This window comes from Silvanigrella aquatica (assembly GCF_001907975.1).
Classification (GTDB): Bacteria; Bdellovibrionota_B; Oligoflexia; order Silvanigrellales; family Silvanigrellaceae; genus Silvanigrella; species Silvanigrella aquatica.
Window position 1 is genome coordinate 12,826 of record NZ_CP017834.1, and the last position, 21,922, is coordinate 34,747.

Consider the following 21,922-nt stretch of genomic DNA (forward strand, 5'->3'; position numbering starts at 1 on the left):
ATGATTTATTCCTCTTCTAATTCTGTTATGCGGGGGCCCCAAGAAGCTTGCTTTGCTTCGACAAGAGGAATATCTAATGATTTTTGATAAGAGCCATCTTTTGTCATAATATAAAGCTTTTTAGGTCCATTGCGGCTGCCATTGGGATTTCGATCTGATTGAAATAAAATAAACCTGCCATCGGGGGACCAAGTTGGTTTTTCGTTATCGCCTTGGTTTAAAGTTAAGCGCTCTATGTTGGATCCCGTGGCATCAATTCGAAACAAATCCCAGCGGTCAATATCCCTATCGTAGCTAGCAAATGCTAGAGTTTTGCTGTCGGGAGTCCAGCTAGCTGACGCATTGTACCATCCTGCGTAAGTGATTCTTGTGTTGGTATCATTGCCGAGATCTTTAATAAAAATCATCGGTTTACCAAATTTTGTGCTGGTATAGGCAAGAAGTTTGCCATTTGGAGAAAAAGAGGGTTCTACTTCAATAGAGCTGGTATCAATAAGTGTTTTCTTATTTCTTCCAAATTTATCAATTGTAAAAATATGAGTCGATTTTTCATCTTGAGATGTTGCAGAAAATGCAACGGTATTCCCATCGGGAGACCATGAAGCCCCTGAGCTGTTTTGCATATTAGAAACAAGTTTTGTTTCTCGTTTTGTAATTAAATTATAATTATATATTTCAGGTTTACCCGATTTAAATGAGGTATAAGTTATTTTCGTTCCATCAGCAGTCCATGTGGGGCTTAAATTAACAGAATTATTAGTTGTGATTTGTTTTAAATTGCCGCCATCAAAATCGGCAACATAAATTTGTCCATTGGCGTTCAATTGTTTTTTTCCAACAAAAACAATTTGTGACATAAAAGGTCCAGGAGTGCCTGTTAACGCGCCTAAAGTGACATCACCAAATCTTCTTAATGCGATATCTGTCGATTTTGAACTTAAATTCGTATAAAGTTTTCCTATAACTTGATTTTGTGATTTTACATCAAAAAGTCTAAATTCAAGGTTAAAACGTCCTGCATTTGTGGAAGCTGTAAATTTTCCAAACAACACATATTCAGCTTTTAAACTTGTCCATTGTGAAGATTGAAAAGGAAAAAGAGCTGCGTTATTGGGAGCGGTAAAAGCAGCTTGTGGAATAAATTCAAACCAATTTGTGAAAGCAAATAAATTCTGAATTCTTTTTGTAAACAAATTTAATTCTTGTGAACTTAATGAAATGTTTTTATCTTCTAAAACAAAAGTAGGAATAGCGATTCGAATTTTTTTAACACCCGGAGCACCCACATCAATGGTATTATCTAGTTTTCCTTCGGGAACAATATCATCTTTATTTGCTATTTTAGTGAATGATTGAGTTTCGGATTGATTTTTTATAATGGTTGCTGATTTTGAATCAAATGAACTTGATTTTTCACTAGTTGAAAAAGAGGAAGATGTTTGAGCAAAGCTATTGTTTGATATATTCATTATAATAAGAAAACTCATTAATAATTTTATATAGAACTTTTTCATATTCATACCATTCCTTTTTTATTGCACACTTTTAGCGGTATATATTGCTTCAAATCTCTTTGGTGGATTTATGTCTTTGGGTGGAGGTTCTGAGACAGGGAAAGCGCTTTCAAGAGAATTCAGGACCAATTGATCAAATTCACTGTTACCACTGGATTTTACAATTTGAGGTTTTCCAAGTAAATGTCCATAGGGATTTATTACAAATTCTACTTTTACTTTTAAGCTGGAAGGAAAAGTATTTCCTTCTGAAGTGCTCCAATTCAGCTTAAGTTGTCTTCCAATATAGGCTTTATAACTATTATAGCTTTTGCTGCTTACTTTACCTTCTAATACGCCAGAAGGGGAGTCAGAAAAAGGACTATCGGGTATGTCACTTGGAGATGAGAAGGGAGAAGTAGGAATATTATTTGGTACAACTTTTTTTGTTCCATCGGGTTTAGCAATATCTTTTTCTGTGATTCCTTCTTTTTTTAAACTTCCTTCCTTTCTTGAATCCATTTCTTTTCTTTTTAAATAGTCATCTAATTTCACTTTTTGTTTGTCTTTGTCAGGGATAGGGCCAATAGGTTTATTTATTTCTGACTTTTCTTTACTTTCTTTATTATCTTGAGGTTTTAATTTGTTTTGTTTTTCTTTAAATACAAGTGTTTCTTGGTTATTTAATGTAGGTGGTTGCTCTTGAGGTGCGGGTGAGGTATCGGGAGTTATATTTTTAGTTAATTGGGGAAGCTCGCGAATTGTTTTTTTTGCTTCGGTTTCGCCTAGATCTGTTTCGTTAATTTTCTGAGCAGTTTGAGCCGCATTTTCGCTTAATCCAAATGTGACTTCCACAATTTCTGGTTTTGGAGATTGCAAGTTGTTAAAATAAGAAGTCACAAAATAAAAAACAATCAATAAAATATGAATTGCTATTGCAATAACAAGGTGACTTGGTTGTGATTTATAGTATTCTTCAACTTCAATGGGAGAAAGAAATGGAATTTTTAAACTGTTCGCTTTAATGTCAATTTCCGGTTGAATTAATTTTTTATTGAGTGGCAGTTCTGATATTTTTAAATATTTAGGACCTGTTACTGGATAGTCGTCTATACTATCGTTTGTTGATCTTGAAAAGAGGACATTATTTTTAACTGTATAAGATGTTTTGCTAAATTTTAGCATAACTTTCTCATCAACTTCTGGAAAACGATAATTTTTGATTTCTAAATGAAAGTCTTTATCCATCATTTTTTATCACGTTTGTTTTCACCAACCATTCCAATTCTTTCCACTCCTGCTCGTTGTGCCGCCGTCATGGCAATCATAACTTTTCCATAGGGAACACCATCATCGGCACGAATAAAAAGAGCAGGAACTTCGGTTTGTTTAATTGATTTTTTAATTTCAGCGACTAAATTAGTTTCTCGAACTTGTGTTTTCCCTAAATAAAAATCACCCTTTTTATTAATTGATAATACAAGTGATTCTCCAGATAAGGAGAGAGGTTTTGTTTGTGTTGTTTTAGGAAGTTGAACATTAACACCCGAAATAGCAAAGGGGGCTGTTACCATAAAAATAATAAGTAAAACAAGACAAACATCGACAAAGGGAGTCATATTAATTTCAGAAATAAAATTTGTTTTACGTTTACTTTCGTGAAAACTGTTTTCATTATCTAATTGAAATGACATTTGTTTAAATACCTTTAATGGTTTGGTTCTTGATCAGATTTTATAGTATAATGTCTTTCTAAGATATTAATAAAATCTGAAGAAAAACCATCTAATAACACAAGATGCTTTTTTATTCTGTTGATTAAAATATTATAGAAAATAACTGCAGGAATAGCGACAAATAATCCAAGAGCAGTAGCTATTAATGCCTCTGAAATTCCAGGGGCCACCGCCGCTAAACTGGAAGCGCCGCTTGAACCAATATCGTGAAAAGCGCGAATGATTCCCACAACAGTTCCAAAAAGTCCAATAAAAGGACCTGCAGATGAACACACAGCTAAAATACTTAAATTGCTTCCAAGATGTGTTTCTTCGAGCATTTTTTGTCTTGAAAGGGTTCTTTTAACGGTATCAAAGGGAATAGAGCCTGTGGCGCCTCTTTTTTCCCGTGTTTGGAGGACACGGATCATTTCATTAAAGCCCGAACGAAAGACTTCACGAGCGGGGCTGTAATCCATATCTTTTACTCTTAAATTGAGTTCAGATAAGCTTTTTGCTTCCCAAAAGTTAGAGAGAAATCTTTCAGATAAATTATGTAAATTGCTTAAGGAGCGTAGTTTTCCAATGATGACAACCCAAGCCCAGACGCTCATAACGGCAAGCAATATCATGATTGCGAGACCAACGGGGCCACCATTAAGTATAATGGAAAACCAATCAATTTTTGAAGATTCTGCAACAGTATCCATTAAAAAAGCCTTCCAAAAATAAATTATAATTCATTTTGAGAAATTACTAAATCCTTTTGCATAGCAAACTGTAAAATAGCTTTAGCAATTTCTTCTTGAGTTGATTTTGTGGAATCGAGTGAAATCGCATCATGCGCCGCTTTTAAAGGCGCAATAGCTCTATTCAGATCACGTTCATCCCGTTCATGAATCTCACGAAGTAATTCCTTTATATCAGTTTTTTGGCCATTTTGATTTAATTCTTTCCATCTTCTTTCTGCTCTCTCTTTTGCTGACGCGGTCAAAAATATTTTAAGAGGTGCATCAGGAAAGACAACAGTGCCCATATCTCTTCCGTCAACGACGGCACCATGATTATTTAAAACAACTTTTCGTTGAATAGGTAGTAATCTTTTTCGCACGCTATCTTCTTGAGCCAGAATACTTGCAAGTTCCGAAACAAGAGGAGCTTTAATTTCTTGAGTGATTTCACGTTCACCGATAAATACTTTTCCTGTTGAAGATTCTTGCCGGTATCGTTCACTTATAAAAGATATAAATCTTTCAATGTTTTCTAAATCTGTGTCTTTTATATTTGCTTCATGAAAGAGGAGTGCCAGAGTTCTGTAAATAGCTCCTGTTGTGACATATATCCACCCTAACTTAGAGGCAACTATGCGGGCAACGGTGCTTTTTCCTGAACCTGCAGGGCCGTCAATGGTAATGACTTTTAGTTTTTCTGGTACATGACTAATTGAGTTTAGCATTTTTGAGCCTCTATTGAAGACCTAGAGATTTCTCCACATCTTCCCATGGTTCCTGCCACCCGGAAATGCATGGTTTTTCTGTATAAGGAGAAGGGATACTGGGCATTTCTTTAAAAGAGCCCATTTTAAAATACTTTTTAACTCTATCAGCCTTGAGTTCTTCTTTACTTAATTTTGAAAGTTGTTCTATATTTTTTTCTAAAACATTTCCAATCGATTGAATTGCTTCTTTGCTTCTCCAGTGTGCACCCCCAAGAGGCTCTTTTATAATGCCATCAATAACATTATTTTTTAAGGCCGTATCTGCAGTGAGCCCTAAAAGATTAGCGGCTCTGTCAGCTTGAGTGCCATCTTTCCATAATATAGAAGCGCATCCTTCGGGAGAAATGACGCTGTAAGTTGAATATTCCATCATAAATGTTTTGTTGGCAACCCCAATAGCGAGAGCTCCTCCGCTTCCTCCTTCGCCTATGACGATAGAAATAATAGGGACAGAAAGGCGGCTCATGACCATGATATTTTTTGCTATAGCTTCGCTTTGTCCGCGTTCTTCCGCTTCAATACCTGGGTAAGCACCTGGTGTATCAATAAAAGTAATAATGGGAAGCTGGAATCGTTCCGCAAGATTCATGAGGCGCAGAGCTTTTCGGTATCCTTCAGGCTTAGGCATGCCAAAATTACGCTTCATATTTTCTTTTGTGCCACGTCCTTTTTGATGTCCAATAATGACAACTCTTTTATTTCGAAATAGGGCAATTCCTGTTACCATAGCTTGATCGTCAGCAAAGTTTCTATCGCCATGTAATTCAATGAAATCCGAACATAATTGGCTAATAATATCTAAAGTATAAGGTCTATTCGGATGACGAGAGAGTTGAGTAATTTGATAGGGTGTTAAATTAGAAAAAATTTCTTTTGCTAAAAGTTCAAATTTATTTTCTAAGATTAAAATTTCTTCATTTAAGCCTTTTGTATCTTCGTTTTTATTTGGTAAAATTGCGGATTGTTGAGCTGCCAAACGGAGATCTGATATTCTATTGTAAAGTTCAAGAAGGGGTTTTTCAAGCTGTAAAATGTCCATATTGTTTTAATCCTCTTAAAGTACTGGTATGTCACAATGAGTACAGCTCAAAACCAACTTCGAGCATTGTTAAAGTTGGTAGCAAAATTGAGCCTAATGGTCAAAAAAACCGAGGTAGTTTGATATGAGCCAAAATGACCTTTTAAAACAACAAGAAGATTTGAAATATAATATGCAAGACATGATTGCAGATACGACAAGTATAAGTTGGGTTGATGGAGCCAATGGAAGATTATTTTACCGCGGAATAAATATTGCTGAGTTAGCTGCTCATGCTTCTTTTGAAGAATCAGCTTGGTTACTTTTAACGGGAAAACTTCCCTCAAAAAGCAGGCTTGATGGCTTCCAGTGGAGTTTGAGCAATATGTCTCATTCTCAAGAAAAAGTAATTAGAATTATAGAGGAATTTCCACAGCATTTAAGTCCCTTGTTGGTATTGCAAACCGGTTTGGCATCTTTAGCTTGTATTGATAGAAGTGATGATGATTTTGAGGAAGAAAATCAGATTGAAAAAGCAATGCGGATTATTGCTCAAACTCCTGTTATTCTATCAGCTGCTTACAGACATTATTTAGGTGTTCCTTTATTGGAACCGCGATCAGATTTAACTTTTGTTGAAAATTTTATATATATGCTTTTTGGCAGAATTCCGACTAAAAAGCAAAGCAGATGTATGGAAATTGCTCTTATTATTCAAATGGATCATGGTTTTACACCTTCGACATTTACAGCTCGTGCTGTTGCTTCTACGATGAGTAATTTTTATTCTGCGACTAGTGCTGCTGTTGGCGCATTAAGTGGTGTTTTGCATGGCGGCGCCAGTGAACTTTCTGTGGAAATGTTAAAAAAAGCAAAAATGAGTGGTAATGTTATACAATATACGAGAGATTTATTGAACTCCGGGGGTAAGATTATGGGTATGGGTCACCGTGTCTATAAAACTATTGATCCCAGGGCTATTATTTTGAAAGATATTTTATCTCAATTGACTTCAAAAGACGAAAAAGAGAGTGATTTGAAATTATTGAATCAAATTGAAGAAGAGGCGCGTAAGTTTTTTCAAGAAAAAATGCTGCCTGTTTATGTCAATGTCGATTTTTGGAGTGGATCTGTTTATAAAAAACTAGGAATTCATCCTGTTTTATACCCCGCAATTTTTGCTGCGGCGCGTATGGTAGGTTGGTGTGCTCATATATTAGAACTAAGACAAAACAATAAAATTTATAGTCCTAATTCAAAATATATTGGTCAAATTAATGTTCCTTATGTCCCTATTCATCAAAGATGAGAAAATTATTTGTTTTTTTAGGAGCGAATTGAGTGTATTTTTTATATGAATTTTTTCAGTATTTTTTATATTTTCTTATGTTGTTTTTTTCAAAAATTATTATGCATAAGAAATTTAAAAGATTTTGTGAACTCAGGAATCCGTCCCTATTTTTAAATGAAATACAGAATGCAAAATTAAGGATAGCTTCTGAAAATTTATCCCATAAAAGCTTTCCTATTTATTGGTTTCATGTAGCAAGTGCGGGAGAAATGGAACAAGCTATTCCTGTGGCAAAAAAATTAAATGATAAATTGGGAGCCCGGTTCTTTTTGACATATTATTCACCAAGTGCCGAACCTTTTTTAAAAAACTTTCCTGCGATTATTGGTAGTGCGGGATTGCCTGTTGATATTCATAAATATTACCAAAAATTATTTGATAATATTAAAATTGAAAAAATGTTTTTTGTTCGTTATGATATTTGGCCTAGTTTATTTAATTCATGTATAAAAAATAAAGTAGAACTAAATTTAATTTCCGCATCAGCTAAAAAAACAAGAAAAGGTTTATTAGGTTTTATAAGTGAAAGTTGGAATAAAAAATATTATAGTAATTTTACAAATATTTTTGCAGTATCTTTAGATGATTTTAATTATTTTTCTAAATATACTCCAAAAAATAACGTGTTTTTATCTGGAGATGCAAAATGGGCGCGAGCTTATGAAAGAGCTCTTTATGGTGGAAATAAAAATTTAATATCTGAATTTTCAAAATTTTATAGCTACTGTTCAGCACAAAAAGAAGTCTATTCAAAAAAATGCATCGTTTTTGGCTCACCTCATTTAGAAGAACATAAAATTGCTTTGAAGTGTGCTTCAATAAAAGAAAAATTTTTTATTATTTACGTTCCTCATAATGTGGATGATAAAGCTTGTCAAAGTGTGCTGGATGATTTTTATTCTTTGGGAATTAAAGCTGTATTATACTCTGAACTTATTATTAAAATTCAAAATGAAATTGTAATTAAAAATAGTAAAGAAAATACTGATAAAGAATTTATTAAAAATTTGGATATAGAACATAATGATTTAAAATTACCAAATCATATTTATAATTTAAAAAAATCTAATAAATTTTCCGCTGAACTTATGAATTATTGTGAAGTCATTATCGTCGACAAGGTCGGTTTTTTAGCTGAAATTTATGAGCTTGGTGACATTGCAATTGTGGGTGGTGGTTTTGATGGTCAAATTCACAATGTTTTAGAGCCTGCCGCCCATGGTGTTCCTGTACTTATCGGAAATGTATATTTGCGCGCTCGTGAAGCAGGTGAGCTTGTAAAAGCGGGAGGGGCTATTTCTTTTCAAAATAGAAATGAGTTGTTCCAATTTCTTGTTCACTGGGTTAGTTTGATAGAGAAGGGGACTGACTCAACCCATCCAGCTAAGCGTTTAGGACTTGCTAAAGCAAAGACGTTACAGCTGTTTAAAAGTATTCCTGATACAAGTGAAATTATCTTGCAAGCCTTTTTAAAAGGTAAAATAAATATCGGCTAGGTAACTTCATTTGTGTTTGGATTTTTGAACCTTTTTAAAAAAAGAATATGAGTCATGGTCGCTAAGCAATTAGTTATAAATAGCACCTCTTATGAGACACGAGTGGCTCTAATAGAGGGTGGTCAGGTTTCGGAATATTATATTGAACGAAGTCGAGATAGAGGTATTGTTGGAGGAATTTATAAAGGAAAAATAATACGTGTTTTACCAGGTATGCAAAGTTGCTTTGTTGATATTGGTTTAGAACGCGCTGCCTTCCTTTATGGAGGGGATATAAAACCTGAAGGTTCCCATGAATTGCCTGAATATTTTGATGAAGAAGGTAAGCATGAACATGCTCATCAAGGAGATGAAGAAGAAGGCAGTGAAACGAATCCGCCTAAAACTTTGCAAAAAAACTATAGAATATCAGATCTTGTAAAAGAAGGTCAGGAAGTTTTAGTTCAAGTAGCAAAAGATGCCATTAGCACAAAAGGTGCTAGAGTAACAACTTACTTAAGTTTACCTGGCCGTTACGTTGTTTTGATGCCGAGTATTAATCACATCGGTGTCAGCCGCCGCATCCAAAGTGAAGAAGAACGCAATCGACTTCGCTCCATAGTTCAAAAAATAAAACCAGAGGGTGCTGGCATTATTGTGAGAACAGCAAGTGAAAATGTTCCCGATGAAAAAATAATTGCAGATATCGATTTTTTAGTGAAACTTTGGGAGTCTTTGCGTGTTAAAAGTTTAAAATCAAAGTCACCTTGTTTAGTTCATGAAGATCTCGATTTGGTTTTCCGCGCTACACGTGATTTGATTTCAAGAGATTTAGATCGCATTGTCATCGATGATAAAAAACGTTACGAAGATCTTGTTCGCTTTTTGAATCGTTTTAGCGTGAAATTGGGTGCTCAAGTTCAACTTTATCAAGGTGAAACTCAAATTTTTGATGCCTTTGGCATTGAACAAGAAGTTTCTCGGGCTTTGGGTTCAAAAGTTTGGTTAAAATCTGGCGGCTATTTAATTATTGAACAGACAGAAGCACTCGCGGCTATTGATGTGAATACAGGTCGCTTTGTAGGAAATAAATCTCTTGGCGATACCATTGTTAAAACAAATCTAGAAGCAGTAAAAGAAATTGTCCAACAGCTTCGTTTGCGTAATATTGGCGGCATAATTATTCTTGATTTTATTGACATGGATCGCAGCGATGATCGCGATAAAGTCTTTCAAGCATTAGTAGAAGAACTCAAAAAAGATAAAGCTAAAACGACTGTATTGCGCATTTCTGAAATGGGTCTTGTTCAAATGACTCGAAAAAGAACTGAAGAAAGTTTAATGCAAAAATTAACTGTGGACTGCCCTTATTGTGATGGAAATGGTCACGTGAAAAGTCCTTCAACGGTGTCATACGAAGTTATTAGAGAGTTGCTTAGAGAGTTTTCCAGATCAAATCATGAAGGGTTTGTTGTAAAAGCCCACCCTCAAGTTGCTGATAGATTGCTTGAAGAAGATAAAATATTTATCGATGAATTAAAATCCAAACATTCAAGAAAAGTTGTGGTAAAATCCTTTTTAGATTATCATTTAGAGCATTTTGAAATTGCACCTATGCGATTTGAGTAATAACAATATTAATCTTTATTTAATTTTTGTAAGATAAAATATTGAAATATATTTCTTTTATTCTCTGTATACCCCATTGTATTTAATATTTTTAAACGATAATAATTCGCGATGTAGGGTATATCAGCCAATGTAGAAGTATGACCTAATACGGAGTCCAAAAAGTTTCTTCCAAAAAATAGACTGCCAAAAGAAAAAAATTACTTTTCAGGTTTTAAAAAGGATTGTAATATTAATATTAAGATTCTCCAATTTTGGTAATTAAAAATGAGTTCGGCAAATAGATTATAATAACTTTTTTTGGTGTAAATATGAAAAGAAAAATAAAATGTCACAGATCTGTAAGTGTTTTATTTAATAGAAATATTAGTCATTATATATTGGGATTGATAAAACAAAGCATGTGTTCTTATTTGTTTTTTTGTAAGTTAAGTCACCATTATTAGATAGTGCTAATCCTTTTGATATGCTTAAACCTAATCCTGTTCCTTTTCCTAGCTCTTTAGTGGTAAAAAAAGGTTGCATAATACGACTGACAATTTCATCGGGTATTCCACAGCCCGAGTCTTTAATTGATACATTTAAAAAATTTTCATTTTTACTGACATCTATTTCAACCCATTTTTCACTAAGTTCACTAATGGCATCTATTGAGTTATTTAATAAATTTAATATAATTTGTGATATTTCTGAAGGTCTACATTTTATTTTATAATCTACGAGACAGTTTAATCGTAGTTCTATGTTTTTATTTTGGAATTTTTCGTTACAAAAACTTATAGTATCTTCGATTATTTTTAAAATAGTTGAAATTTCCATTTCATCAAATTCAGAATTTCTGGAAAAAGATTGAAGTCCTTTTAATATTTTTACAATTCTATTTACAGTTGATTGAATTTGATTCAAATCTTGTATAAGATTTGGATCATCAATATTTTTCATTTTTAGCTTTGCTTTTATCAATTCTGATTTGCTAAATATAATAGCTAGCGGATTATTAATTTCATGAGAAATTCCAGCAGCCATTTCTCCTAAAGCAGCCATTTTGCTATTTTGGAAAAGTTTTATTTGAGTTTCTTTTTGCTTTGTAATGTCGAATCGAATTGATAAATATTTTTGAATTTTTCCATCATAATCTTTTATAGGAGTAATAACTGTTTGTACCCAATAAAAATTACCATTTTTATTTTTATTTTGAATTTCACCACTCCAAATATTTCCTGAGCTAATTGTCTTCCACATGCTTAAAAAAAACTCTTTTGAATGATATCCTGAGTTTATAATTCGATGATCCTGTCCTAGAAGTTCTTCTTTTTCATAACCAGAGATAATACAAAAATTCTCATTAATAGAAATAATTTTACCACGAGAATCTGTAATGGCAACAATAGATGAGGATTCAATTGCTTTAATAGTTTCTTCTAATTCTTTTTCTACCAATATTTTTTTTGTTATATCTTCTGAGATACCTAAAATAAAATTTTGATTCTTCTCGTGTTTAATTTTCAATGGAATTTTTCTTGTGCGTAATATGAGTTTTTTATTTTTTTTGCTTAAATTAATTTCTTCTTGAATTTCTATTGTTTTTTCTTCTGAAATAACTTTTTGATCTGTGAAACAATAGTTTTTATCATTTTCATGTGGTAGAATTTCAAAAGATGATTTACCTAAGACTTCTTCTCTGGGAAGCTCAAAAATAGTTTCAGCTCCTTTACTCCAGAGAATTATTTGAGAATTATTTTGAGTATCTTTTAAATATAAGGCAATAGGAATATTCTCTAATATGCTTTCAAAAATCATATCACGCCATTCAAGCTCATTTTTCGAAATAACTGCAATTTCTAATTCTTTTGCTAAAATATTAAGCCCGGTCGTAATTTTTTGAATAATTGTATCATCAATATTAGGTGTAAAATTTTTTTTAAAATTTAATGCACTTATTGCTTGAATTATTTCATAAATATTTTCTAAGTTATTTTGATAAATATATTTTTCTTTTAATATGTTTGTATAGTATATGAGTTTTTCTGTTATAATATTTATTTGTAGTTCTTTATTATTGGTTTTTATTTTGTTGAGATCTTTAAGGATATCATCTATATTAAATTCAGGTGATTTTTCTGTTAGACTCACTTTGTTTTTTACCTTTTATAGATAATTATATATAATTTAACAAATTTTATTTTATATTGATATATAATTTATTATTACGTCAAGTTTGTGATAAAAAATTTGTGTAGTAGGAATAATTTGCAGTTAGTTTAATATATGATCTTACTTAAGAAACCCCTGCGCAGGTAGGAGAACGCTCCATTTTACCATTTTTTTTATCCCACTCTTCTTGAGTCAGTGTATGAAGTGAGCAGGCGCGAATTTTTGAAATTTCTTCTTTTATAATTTCATTTACAAAACGGTGCCTAATTAAAAGGCTTTTGTTTTCAAAAGAAGGGGAAACAATCTCAATACGAAAATGGGATTCAGAGCCTTTTGGCACGCTGTGCCTATGGCTTTCATTTTCTACTTTTAAATAAATAGGCTTTAATTTTTCTTGTAATTTTGTTTCGATAGAGGATTTAATACTCATCATGTTACCTTGATAAGCCTATAGCCATTGGGGTTAGATATATCAAATGGTGCGGACGGAGAGACTCGAACTCTCACACCAAAGGCACTGGCTTCTAAGACCAGCGTGTCTACCAATTTCACCACATCCGCTCGTTCCCCTTCTGTATATGAGAATTTTACTTAGTTCAACCCTATTTGCTGATAAAAACTAAAAAAATTATTTTTAAATGCTAAAGAACTGAAATGAACGCTGTTTTCGTGTAAAGGCTTTTGGGCTTGTTGTGAGATTTAGAATGGCAATGACTTCAGTTGTTTTATGAGGAGTCACTGTGATGATGAGAGAGCTTAATCTTTCTAGCACCATAAATAAACCAAGTCCTGCTCCCGCCGCTTCTTGCTGCAGGCGAACCATTGCTTTACGGTCGCTCGCAAATAAAAATTTTAAGTATTTATAAACAGTTTCTTTGCTAAATGAGCCAAAAGCGTCTCTGACTCCTATAGCCAAATATGTTCCATCGAAGCTCCATTCTACTTGTACCGTTTCTTGGGGCAGTAGTGCGATGGGGACTCTCCTATCGACGTCTTGGAGTTTTGGGTTGGCATCCCAGATGGCATTCATCAGCAGTTCTTCTTGAACCTCAACTCCAAATTGAGCATAAGCATCCGTTGGTCGACCTAAAACGTGTGATAATCCTTTAATAAATTCATATAAGGCATCACGAAACCATTGTCTTTGATCGCTGTGGGATAAGACGTAGCGATGAACATAGGCTCCATAAGAAACACACTTATCAACTCCAAAATATTTTTTTTCTCTAATTTTTCTAATGGTACTCATGAGTTGTAAATGAGGGACATGCTCTTGGTTACAAGAAAGCACATGACCAAAAAGCATGAGGCCTTCGCTATCAACTATTTTGTCTTTCGTTTCTTCATCGACCAGTAATAAATTTTCAATTTTAATTGATGGAATGAGTTCATGTTCTTTAAGTTTTTTTTCTTCAATTTTATCAGTTATAAATAGAGTTTGTTTACAGCCATTTTCTCCTAATTTTTTAATTTCATTAAGCGTATTTTCTTTAGATGCAATAATAGGATTGATGGCGCAACTTTTAAATAAAGCAATTAATTCTACGCGATAGAGCTCACTATCGACATCGATTACAGCATCAAGATTAAAACTAACAGAATCCATGATAGAAAATCCTTAATTTATTTTAAATTTTCTATAAAATAAAAATATGATTCAAAATCCACATCAGACTCAATACTGCAACCCTCTTTTTCGCATTTGGGGAGGTCATATTCGAGTTTTTTTCCTAATGTATATTCCTTACCAAGTTTCATCACAAATATTTTTTGTTCACCGCAATTTTCGCAATATGCTGGTATTTGAAAGCTTTCAACTCTAGCATTATTTGATAAAAATTCTTTAACCATATTAAATTGCATAACAACCGATTGAGGGCAATTATAGTAAATGGGATTGATTTTTAATTTTCCGATCCAAACAATCCACTCTCTAACACCACAGCTGTTTATGGTTCTTACATTACTTAAATCAAATTTTACTTGACCTGATGGCAACCCAAAATCACCTAAGTTGCACGATTCAGTAATGTCTCCAGTGACAAAATATATGCCATCCTTTAACTGAACATCCACCTTGCAACCCCCTGAAACAAATCAAATAAATTAATTCAATAAATCTACTGTAAGCCGGGCAACGTATCTTCTATCGGTTATTGAGCCGTTGCTCAAAGGAACCGTTTCTCCATATGTGGCAACATCTAAAGTCGCAAAGATGATATTTAAAGATATCCCTGCACTAAAAGTCTGCATTCCATAACCAGCTCTTATGGATACGGGAGCATCTGCTCCCGTATAGGAGCCAAAACTCAATTCACACCCTGCACGTATCTTATCTCGGTCATTTACACGGGGATCATTAATTCTTTCTTCTTCAATAGAAATGAGGGCGCCAACATTTTTTCCTAAGTTTGGATTTATGCTGAATCCAGCTCTAGTATTCATACGTACAATCTCGTTAACTGAGGAACTATTTGTGGCATTATAAATGGTATCACCCATATCAAGGAACGAAATCCCAATTTTGGGGTTCCATGAGTTTTGAAAAGGAATTAAAATCCCCGAATCAAATGCGAGACCATCGGTATGGTTAAGGCTGCTTTCAGCATTTTGGGATGATTGAGTTATAAGACCATTTGAATTGCCTTCAATCGTATTTGAAACGGTTTCTCGTACCATGAATCTTGTCCCGAATCCTATTATTAAGTTTTTTAAAAGAGGCAGACTAAATCCGGCAACGGGGCCATATTGATCTTGATTGAAAACTGTAAAAGTTCTGTCATAAGTGAGAGGATTTGAGCTTGTTGAGTACGCACTTGTTTTGGGGGAGTTTAAATCTGTTGTATAGCCTGAAATATAGGAATCAGCGAGATAGCCTATTTGAAAATGCCCTATTACAAGGTTAGGAAATAAACTTGCGCGAACAAAAACAACTTGGTTTTTGTTCGCGTCGGCAACAGATTGTCCTATTATATTTGAAGGAAATTGATAGGAATTAAAATAATCGTTTATTAAGCCCGCAGTATATGCATTTGTTGATATTGTAATATCTGGAAATGAGGCATTTTTTACAATTGACTTTGATTTGTTTCTGTGATCAGTATATCCAATGCCGGCAGGGTTATCAAACAATGCGTTTTCGTCGTCAGCAACACCAACAAAGGCATTTCCCATGCCTAGTGGTCTTGCACCAAGGTGTGTGTCAATGGGAGGTATTTCAATGGGGTTGTTAGCAATAGCTTTGTATTGAATTAAAATTAAGATGAAATAAACTAAAAATTTAGTTTTTAATAATTTTATATTCAATACAATCTCCATTTGTTTTTATAGGTTGGTATATGTTCTCGGTCTTTTTTTATTTCAAATTAGATAACATTGTTATTGAGGTGTGTCGTGTTACCTCCAACTGACTACTGGGTTCGTGTGCCTGAGGGGCAGGCTCTTTTACACGTTGCCAAAGTCAGAAAAATACCTTGTCACGAGCTATTTTTAGCTGCGGCAGGAAAAGCAGCGGATCATAAATTACCTGCTGATGAACTTATTTTAATTATGAACTTTGCAAAAGCAGCATGCAAAACAAAAAATCCAGATATTATTTGGCAAATTGCACTTGTAGAATCAGGATTTAGAATGCGTATCGTACATATAGAAGGTAAAAAAGTATTAACGGGTTTAAACGCTGTTTCTTATTTAAAAAAGGGATTACTTAAAAATAAAAATGTTGACATTGGTCCCTTGCAAATAAACTGGAAAGCAAATGGATCTAAATTTAATCATTCGCCAATTGATTTTCTTAGTGGCTCCTTTTCTGTTGATTTTTTATCTCAAAATATTTTAAAGTCTTATGTGAGATCCTGTGGTATGAAATGGATTAATTGTTATCATTCTTATAATCAAGACAGAGGTTGGGGATATCGAAAAAAAATAGATTCTTCAGGCTTTAAACTAAAAAGTATTTTATCAACTTATTTATAAAATATAACTTCAATAAGCACGTATTTCTTAATTAAATTTTTTTAATAAAATTTCAATAATATAAATATAAATAACTTGTAATTTTTATAGTTTAATTTAAATTAATATTATGTTTGAAGGAGAGGTAAATGCCCGAGCCTAATTTCTTAGTCACTTTTTTAGTACTTATGGTTTTAGAGTTTATTTTAGGTTTTGATAATGTTTTAATGATTTCAATTATTTCTCAGCGTGTTGCGGAAGAAAAACAAAAATTGATTCAGTTTTTAGGATTGACTTTTGCAGCCTTAAATAGAATTGCTCTTGTTTTTTTTATATCTTGGTTTACATCCTTAAGTACAGTTCTTTTTTATATTAATAATCTTGATATTACAATAAAAGATCTCATTTTTTTTATAGGCGGAGCATTTTTAATATGGAAGTCTTTTAAAGAAATATATTATATTATTGAGTATAAAAAAAGTAATATGAACCAGCAAATTAATAAAACAAAAAAATATTCATTTTTAACTGCAATTTTTCAAATAATAGCACTCGACGCTGTTTTTTCAATAGATTCCGTTATTACTGCAATAGGTTTTACAGAAAATGTTGTTGCTATTATTTTAGCTATTCTTTTATCGGTTTTCTTTATGATGTTTTATGTCAATAAAATAAATATTTTTATAAAAAATAATGCTTCTATAAAAATATTGGCTTTGGGATTTATGTTTGTTATTGGTGTTGTTTTATTTTTAGAAGTATTTGATGCAAAAATACCAAAGTATTATTTAGGAGTCACTTTGGTGTTTGCATTAATCATTCAGCTTCTTCAATTGAGATATCAAGAAAATAAGAAGAAATTTAAGAAAAGAAGTTTTATTAGAACATTCTATAAAAAAGTTTTATAAAATGTTTAGCACTTCTTCACGTGATAGTGTAAATTTATCGCCTATCATTTGATTCAATTGATCTTCAGAAGCATTATCTAAAATTTGAGCTGCTGTTTGTGTTTTATCGATTAATGATTTCTTAATGTATTCATCTACAGTTTCTAATCCAACTAAATGAATGACCAAGCATTTTTCTGATGTTTGACCAATACGGTGGAAACGTGCTTGTGACTGAATGTAGCTTCCCGCATCAAAATTTAAATCCATATATATCATAGTATCGGCTTGCATTTTACCATCTTTTGGTAAAAGGGTGAGACCTTCTTTAGCGGATTGTGGTGTTGCTATAAATAAACGACATTCAGGATTGTTTTGAAATTGTTCGACACTTTGTGAGCGTTCTTCAATTGACATTTCTCCTGTGTGTGCCACAGCACCCCAATTTTCTGCATACATTTCTTGTAATGAATTGACATTACCAACAAAGTGGCTCCATAAAATAATTTTCTTCGTATCATCGGAAAAAATATCATTTAATATGTCATCAAGTTCGGAAAGTTTTGCATTAGGTCCTGTATATTTAGGATCAATTAATTTTGGATTTGAGGCGATCTGAGATAAACGTAACAAACGAACAACAATATTATTTGCCTGCATTGAATATTCTTCTGGACTCATATTTTCGATTTCACTGCGTACGGAGTCTCTCATTTTAGCATAAATTGTTTTTTGTTCTGCTTTTAATTCAATAGAGTAATCTTTATAAATTATAGGAGGTAAATCGAGAACTTCACTTTTTAAACGACGCAAGCTTGTGGCTTGAATTCTTTTTCTAAGCTCTTCTCCATTACGAACACCAATAAATTTTTCAACTTTAATTTTTTTTCTACCTTGGTTAATTTCAATGATGTCAATATAACAAAACGTATTTTTGAACGCAGGAAAACTTGAACCAAATGTATTTCCATTATCCATAACAAAATATTGGGCAAAAAGGTCAATAGGTCTATTCGCAATAGGTGTTCCAGTGGCAATGACGCAGCGCTTTGCGGCATTTCGAATGAATTTTGCACAAACTGTAGTTTGTGCAATAAGGTTTTTAATTCTTTGACTTTCATCAAATACAACCATTCCTTCGCCTTGCTGAATCCATTCTGATAAAGCTTCTTTTTCTAAACGTATTCCCTCATAATGAATAATAAAAATAGGCGAATGACTATTCATTAATTTAGCTCTTTGCGCAGGTGAACCTTCAATAACGGTGTATGGAATAGAAGTCGCTAAAGAAACTTCTTCTTGCCAAGTACGCACAAGAGATTTGGGAGCCACAATTAAGCAACGATCAATGGATTTATTTTGCAATAACATAGCAACAGAGGAGGCAATTTGAAAACTCTTTCCGCAACCCATTTCGTCTAATAAAGCACAAGCAGCATTTTGTAATAAAAACTCCATACCTGTAATTTGGTGGGAATAAGGTTTTCTTTTAAATGGGAATTTATTGATTTGTTGTTTGATAACATTTAAATTTTGAATTTGTTCAGCAGTAATATTTGTACTTCTTGCAGAATTGTCCAGCATTGCCTCGCTGCCAATGCTTGGTAAAAATTCAGAGCTCAAATCAAACTCTTCAAACCAGCTTTCACGTAAAATAAGTTTTCCCAGCTTATTTGGAGCAATATTTGCATAATATTTGCCATTAACAAACTCTAACAATGCGGAATAAGCTTCATCTGTGATTTTAAAACCTTTTCCTAAAATATCGAAAAGGTCATCGAAAGCGCCTATGAAAACCTTCCACGTACGGCTGTCTGGATCCCACTGTCTTTCATTTCTATCAAGACCTTTGATGCGATCGATAGTATTTTGATTGTAATTAAAGGTGATTTTAAAATTTCCGTTTTCTAAATCAACAATCGTATTGGTTTTTAAATATCTTCCTTCTTCGTAAATTTTAGAAATATTCTTGACTATGCGGTCGAGGTGTTTTGATTGTAATGCAGGCGCAAGATTAATTTTAGCATTTTTGAGAATTAAGGTGCCTACAATCTCTTGTTTTTCAAATTTTGGTTGTTCCAAGACAGTTGGTTTTATTTCATTTTTTTGTTCATTCATAATACCAAATGCAAGGCGTATAGGCCCTTTGGGTGGTTTTGGGCGATATGTATTCTTGTTGTTACCTTTAAATCCCATGTTTTAGTTCTCCAAAGCTGCTTATTAACAGTCTTAACGCAATGCAAATAATTTAATTCGACTCAATGTACTCTATTCCTGGAGGAGTATAAAACTCATTTTAACACCAGTAGACATTACCAACCGCATTCTTTAAATTACCAAATGGCACATGCCAATCAAAAAATGATGTGCTAATGAGTAAAAGGGCTTCTTGTCCCTTGGAGATTTAGTTATGGATAAAATTGTTTGTGTTGGCAAGAATTACATCGATCATGCAAAAGAACTTGGAGATGCCATACCGGAAAATCCTGTTCTTTTTATAAAACCAAAGAGCATATTGCGCGCGGCTATTGATCATGAAGAACTTTCTTTAGTCATTCCTCAGGTTTCAAGTTCGTTGCACTATGAAGCCGAAATTGTTCTCCGCCTTGATAAAGGTGGTTATCAACTCGATCTTAAGGAAGCAGAAAAAGCCATAGGTGCTGTTTCAATTGGCTTAGACATGACCTTAAGAGATCTTCAAGCAAAACAGAAAAAAAATGGTCACCCTTGGACGACGAGTAAGGTTTTTCCAGACAGCGCAGTAGTCGGTCCATGGCTGAGAGTTTCCGAGTTTTCTAATTATCTCGATGAAAAATTTACTTTTTCCTTAGACGATAAGATTAAACAAGAGGGCTTTGGAAAAAATATGATCATGAACCCTATCGAGTGTGTCTCTTACATTAGTAAATTTTTTCCGTTGGTTGCGGGAGATCTTATTTTTACGGGAACACCTGCTGGTGTCGGACCTGTTGTTGCGGGACAAAAAGGTGTCTTAAGTTTTGGAGCGATTCGCTATTCCGTTCTTTGGGGAATTTAAGTTTTATTTATCATATTAGATCTTTAATATTTATAAATTCTATAAATAATCTAAATATAAAAAATTATAAAATAGCATTCATTCTTCAGTTATAAAATGTTTGTGGCATAAAGCTCTTCATTTTTTTATTTTAATTTTTATTCAGGCCTATTTGTTTTATAAAAAAGGAATTAAATATGTTGAAGAGAATGGCATTGCTCCCAAATTTAGTGAAATACAGTACATTATATTTGGTGGCGGGATCACGAAGCCTCTTAAAGTAGGCCTAATTTAGAAATAAAAAATTAATCAAACTTTTTTGGAAATAATTCCATATTATAACTTGGAACAAATTCAATTAATTTAGAGTTTTGTATAATGGAGAGCGTAAAACACCATGTATTTTTTAAAATAATAATATGGGTGCATATAAAAGAATGTTGTAATTCATTCAAAGAGTGAAAATTTTGATTTTTATCAAGAAAAAAATAATTTTTATCGTTGCTTAAATAAATATAGTCTTGATGATAAATATTGTCTCTAAAGATTATATTAACGTGGTCTGATTTTCTGACTTCCATATCAACGGGAAGGTTTTTTTCTCTTAATTTCTGTATACCGGAACAATCATCTAGATCAACATTTTTAGAAGTTAATAAGATTACAGAGCCCTGATTTTCTTCTACTCCTATTATGTAATCCCAATTATTCCAAGATTTTTTTCCGACATATGTAGCAACTTGTCCTTTAGAATTAGCATTTGATTTTATTTTATACAGTTTGCAGTATTCTAGTGGACTTCCCTGAATATCGTATAAAATCTCATGAATTCCTATTTTTTCACCATATACTCTTTTGAGAGCTATTTTGTCAGAGTCACTAAATTCATAATTTTTCGAGAGGATACTCCCATCTAATTTAGCTAGAGTTGGTTTATTTGTATTACCACTAAATGCGTAGGAATCATAGTGCATAATAGATTCTGTGTCGTATTTGCTTATGTATGAAAGAGCACCTTTTTCAAATTTTTTTAAATTTTTAGATGAATTTTTCTTAAAATTTTCATTAATATTTTTTTCATTTATTATGATATAATAATCTCTATCATGACGACTTTGCTCATGCTCAAAGCCTAAAATATGCATAAATTTGTGCCTAATTATGCGAAGCGTTTCTTTATTATTATCTTTTTTAAAACATGAGTCAGGTAGATTTCTTTCATCTGTATAAGTAGAGCTTAAATTTAGAAAACCGCCATTGTATTCTATACTTCTGCCAACAGAAGCAAAGCAACCTACCAAGTCTCCATTTAACTTTGAGCCTGAATTGTTTGTTATATTTAAATAATATTTATTTTCAAGATTTTCTGTTTTATTATTTTTCAATTCAATAAAGCGGATTTTTGCAATATCTTTTATTTCATTCATAACAAATAATATTTTATTTTTATTCTCTTCGGAAAATGGATTTTTAGAATCAAAACGATAATATATTGTTCCATTCCAATGAAACGAATTTATTTTTAATACCCCATTTTGATATTTTTCTTTAATTTCAATATTAGGTAAAATATTTGCCGATCTTTTAATTATATTTTTTGATTTTAAAATTAAAATATCTCCTTCAATTATTTCAAATTTATCTTTATTAATAATTGCTTTTGCATAATTACATAAAGTTAAAACAAATAATAATTTTAAATATATACAAATTTTAAAAATTATCTTCATTG

Annotated in this window: 19 protein-coding genes and 1 tRNA gene; 6 read left to right on the top strand and 14 right to left on the bottom strand. The window is 32.6% G+C overall.

Going from position 1 to position 21,922, the window contains the following annotated elements:
- Positions 1–5: 5 nt before the first annotated feature.
- Genes AXG55_RS00045 through AXG55_RS00070 form a run of 6 tightly spaced genes read right to left on the bottom strand, consistent with a single transcriptional unit; the run spans position 6 to position 5,745 of the window.
- The gene (locus tag AXG55_RS00045) at positions 6–1,514 is read right to left on the bottom strand and encodes a DPP IV N-terminal domain-containing protein (RefSeq protein ID WP_233231261.1); all 1,509 of its coding nucleotides are present in this window, start codon (positions 1,512–1,514) and stop codon (positions 6–8) included.
- A gap of 18 nt (positions 1,515–1,532) precedes the next feature.
- The gene (locus AXG55_RS00050) at positions 1,533–2,744 is read right to left on the bottom strand and encodes a TonB C-terminal domain-containing protein (RefSeq protein WP_148696112.1); all 1,212 of its coding nucleotides are present in this window, start codon (positions 2,742–2,744) and stop codon (positions 1,533–1,535) included.
- Positions 2,741–3,187 (bottom strand): ExbD/TolR family protein, encoded by a 447-nt coding sequence (locus AXG55_RS00055; RefSeq protein ID WP_148696113.1) that lies wholly within the window; start codon positions 3,185–3,187, stop codon positions 2,741–2,743. Before AXG55_RS00055 ends, AXG55_RS00050 begins: the two co-directional genes overlap by 4 nt.
- Before the next feature lie 14 nt (positions 3,188–3,201).
- Positions 3,202–3,918, bottom strand: coding sequence for a MotA/TolQ/ExbB proton channel family protein (locus tag AXG55_RS00060; RefSeq protein WP_148696114.1), 717 nt, complete (start codon positions 3,916–3,918; stop codon positions 3,202–3,204).
- A gap of 23 nt (positions 3,919–3,941) precedes the next feature.
- On the bottom strand, positions 3,942–4,664 hold the full coding sequence (gene cmk, locus AXG55_RS00065; protein ID WP_148696115.1) for a (d)CMP kinase: 723 nt from the start codon (positions 4,662–4,664) through the stop codon (positions 3,942–3,944).
- Positions 4,665–4,674: 10 nt separating this feature from the next.
- Positions 4,675–5,745, bottom strand: coding sequence for an acetyl-CoA carboxylase carboxyltransferase subunit alpha (locus AXG55_RS00070; RefSeq protein WP_148696116.1), 1,071 nt, complete (start codon positions 5,743–5,745; stop codon positions 4,675–4,677).
- A 124-nt stretch (positions 5,746–5,869) separates the two neighbouring features.
- Between AXG55_RS00070 and AXG55_RS00075 the strand changes: the two genes are divergently transcribed.
- Genes AXG55_RS00075 through AXG55_RS00085 form a run of 3 tightly spaced genes read left to right on the top strand, consistent with a single transcriptional unit; the run spans position 5,870 to position 10,179 of the window.
- A complete protein-coding gene (locus AXG55_RS00075) occupies positions 5,870–7,033 on the top strand; it encodes a citrate/2-methylcitrate synthase (protein ID WP_148696117.1) in 1,164 nt (387 codons plus the stop codon).
- 32 nt (positions 7,034–7,065) lie between these two features.
- A complete protein-coding gene (locus AXG55_RS00080; RefSeq protein ID WP_148696118.1) occupies positions 7,066–8,571 on the top strand; it encodes a 3-deoxy-D-manno-octulosonic acid transferase in 1,506 nt (501 codons plus the stop codon).
- Positions 8,572–8,625: 54 nt separating this feature from the next.
- On the top strand, positions 8,626–10,179 hold the full coding sequence (locus AXG55_RS00085; protein WP_148696119.1) for an Rne/Rng family ribonuclease: 1,554 nt from the start codon (positions 8,626–8,628) through the stop codon (positions 10,177–10,179).
- 366 nt (positions 10,180–10,545) lie between these two features.
- On the opposite strand, the gene AXG55_RS00090 is transcribed toward AXG55_RS00085, so the two are convergent.
- The 6 genes from AXG55_RS00090 to AXG55_RS00115 form a co-directional block, all read right to left on the bottom strand.
- On the bottom strand, positions 10,546–12,312 hold the full coding sequence (locus tag AXG55_RS00090) for a sensor histidine kinase (RefSeq protein WP_148696120.1): 1,767 nt from the start codon (positions 12,310–12,312) through the stop codon (positions 10,546–10,548).
- 145 nt (positions 12,313–12,457) lie between these two features.
- A complete protein-coding gene (locus AXG55_RS00095; protein WP_148696121.1) occupies positions 12,458–12,763 on the bottom strand; it encodes a BolA family protein in 306 nt (101 codons plus the stop codon).
- Between the two features lie 47 nt (positions 12,764–12,810).
- Positions 12,811–12,894: transfer RNA gene (locus AXG55_RS00100), tRNA-Leu, on the bottom strand.
- Positions 12,895–12,967: 73 nt separating this feature from the next.
- A complete protein-coding gene (locus AXG55_RS00105; RefSeq protein WP_148696122.1) occupies positions 12,968–13,939 on the bottom strand; it encodes a hypothetical protein in 972 nt (323 codons plus the stop codon).
- Between the two features lie 17 nt (positions 13,940–13,956).
- Positions 13,957–14,409: a hypothetical protein gene (locus tag AXG55_RS00110; RefSeq protein ID WP_148696123.1), complete on the bottom strand. Its 453-nt coding sequence runs from the start codon at positions 14,407–14,409 to the stop codon at positions 13,957–13,959.
- A 30-nt stretch (positions 14,410–14,439) separates the two neighbouring features.
- Positions 14,440–15,639 (bottom strand): Tim17/Tim22/Tim23/Pmp24 domain-containing protein, encoded by a 1,200-nt coding sequence (locus tag AXG55_RS00115; protein WP_148696124.1) that lies wholly within the window; start codon positions 15,637–15,639, stop codon positions 14,440–14,442.
- A gap of 87 nt (positions 15,640–15,726) precedes the next feature.
- Between AXG55_RS00115 and AXG55_RS00120 the strand changes: the two genes are divergently transcribed.
- Positions 15,727–16,308, top strand: coding sequence for a lysozyme family protein (locus AXG55_RS00120; RefSeq protein ID WP_148696125.1), 582 nt, complete (start codon positions 15,727–15,729; stop codon positions 16,306–16,308).
- Between the two features lie 128 nt (positions 16,309–16,436).
- Positions 16,437–17,195, top strand: coding sequence for a TerC family protein (locus AXG55_RS00125; protein WP_148696126.1), 759 nt, complete (start codon positions 16,437–16,439; stop codon positions 17,193–17,195).
- Here AXG55_RS00125 and AXG55_RS00130 read toward each other — a convergent pair.
- Entirely contained in the window at positions 17,190–19,370 is a 2,181-nt protein-coding gene (locus tag AXG55_RS00130) for a DEAD/DEAH box helicase (protein ID WP_148696127.1), read from the bottom strand. The two genes, AXG55_RS00125 and AXG55_RS00130, sit on opposite strands and share 6 nt — an antisense overlap.
- Before the next feature lie 214 nt (positions 19,371–19,584).
- Here AXG55_RS00130 and AXG55_RS00135 point away from each other — a divergent pair, with 214 nt between their 5' ends.
- A complete protein-coding gene (locus AXG55_RS00135) occupies positions 19,585–20,211 on the top strand; it encodes a fumarylacetoacetate hydrolase family protein (protein WP_148696128.1) in 627 nt (208 codons plus the stop codon).
- A 284-nt stretch (positions 20,212–20,495) separates the two neighbouring features.
- Here AXG55_RS00135 and AXG55_RS00140 read toward each other — a convergent pair whose 3' ends face one another.
- A complete protein-coding gene (locus AXG55_RS00140; protein ID WP_148696129.1) occupies positions 20,496–21,920 on the bottom strand; it encodes a M12 family metallopeptidase in 1,425 nt (474 codons plus the stop codon).
- Positions 21,921–21,922: the final 2 nt, after the last annotated feature.

Excerpts from the sequence above, each read along its gene's own strand:
- AXG55_RS00045 (WP_233231261.1), bottom strand. The coding sequence starts at position 1,514 with ATGAAAAAGTTCTATATAAAATTATTAATGAGTTTTCTTATTATAATG.
- AXG55_RS00050 (WP_148696112.1), bottom strand. The coding sequence starts at position 2,744 with ATGATGGATAAAGACTTTCATTTAGAAATCAAAAATTATCGTTTTCCA.
- AXG55_RS00055 (WP_148696113.1), bottom strand. The coding sequence starts at position 3,187 with ATGTCATTTCAATTAGATAATGAAAACAGTTTTCACGAAAGTAAACGT.
- AXG55_RS00060 (WP_148696114.1), bottom strand. The coding sequence starts at position 3,918 with ATGGATACTGTTGCAGAATCTTCAAAAATTGATTGGTTTTCCATTATA.
- cmk (WP_148696115.1), bottom strand. The coding sequence starts at position 4,664 with ATGCTAAACTCAATTAGTCATGTACCAGAAAAACTAAAAGTCATTACC.
- AXG55_RS00070 (WP_148696116.1), bottom strand. The coding sequence starts at position 5,745 with ATGGACATTTTACAGCTTGAAAAACCCCTTCTTGAACTTTACAATAGA.
- AXG55_RS00075 (WP_148696117.1), top strand. The coding sequence starts at position 5,870 with ATGAGCCAAAATGACCTTTTAAAACAACAAGAAGATTTGAAATATAAT.
- AXG55_RS00085 (WP_148696119.1), top strand. The coding sequence starts at position 8,626 with ATGGTCGCTAAGCAATTAGTTATAAATAGCACCTCTTATGAGACACGA.
- AXG55_RS00095 (WP_148696121.1), bottom strand. The coding sequence starts at position 12,763 with ATGAGTATTAAATCCTCTATCGAAACAAAATTACAAGAAAAATTAAAG.
- AXG55_RS00105 (WP_148696122.1), bottom strand. The coding sequence starts at position 13,939 with ATGGATTCTGTTAGTTTTAATCTTGATGCTGTAATCGATGTCGATAGT.
- AXG55_RS00125 (WP_148696126.1), top strand. The coding sequence starts at position 16,437 with ATGCCCGAGCCTAATTTCTTAGTCACTTTTTTAGTACTTATGGTTTTA.
- AXG55_RS00130 (WP_148696127.1), bottom strand. The coding sequence starts at position 19,370 with ATGGGATTTAAAGGTAACAACAAGAATACATATCGCCCAAAACCACCC.
- AXG55_RS00135 (WP_148696128.1), top strand. The coding sequence starts at position 19,585 with ATGGATAAAATTGTTTGTGTTGGCAAGAATTACATCGATCATGCAAAA.
- AXG55_RS00140 (WP_148696129.1), bottom strand. The coding sequence starts at position 21,920 with ATGAAGATAATTTTTAAAATTTGTATATATTTAAAATTATTATTTGTT.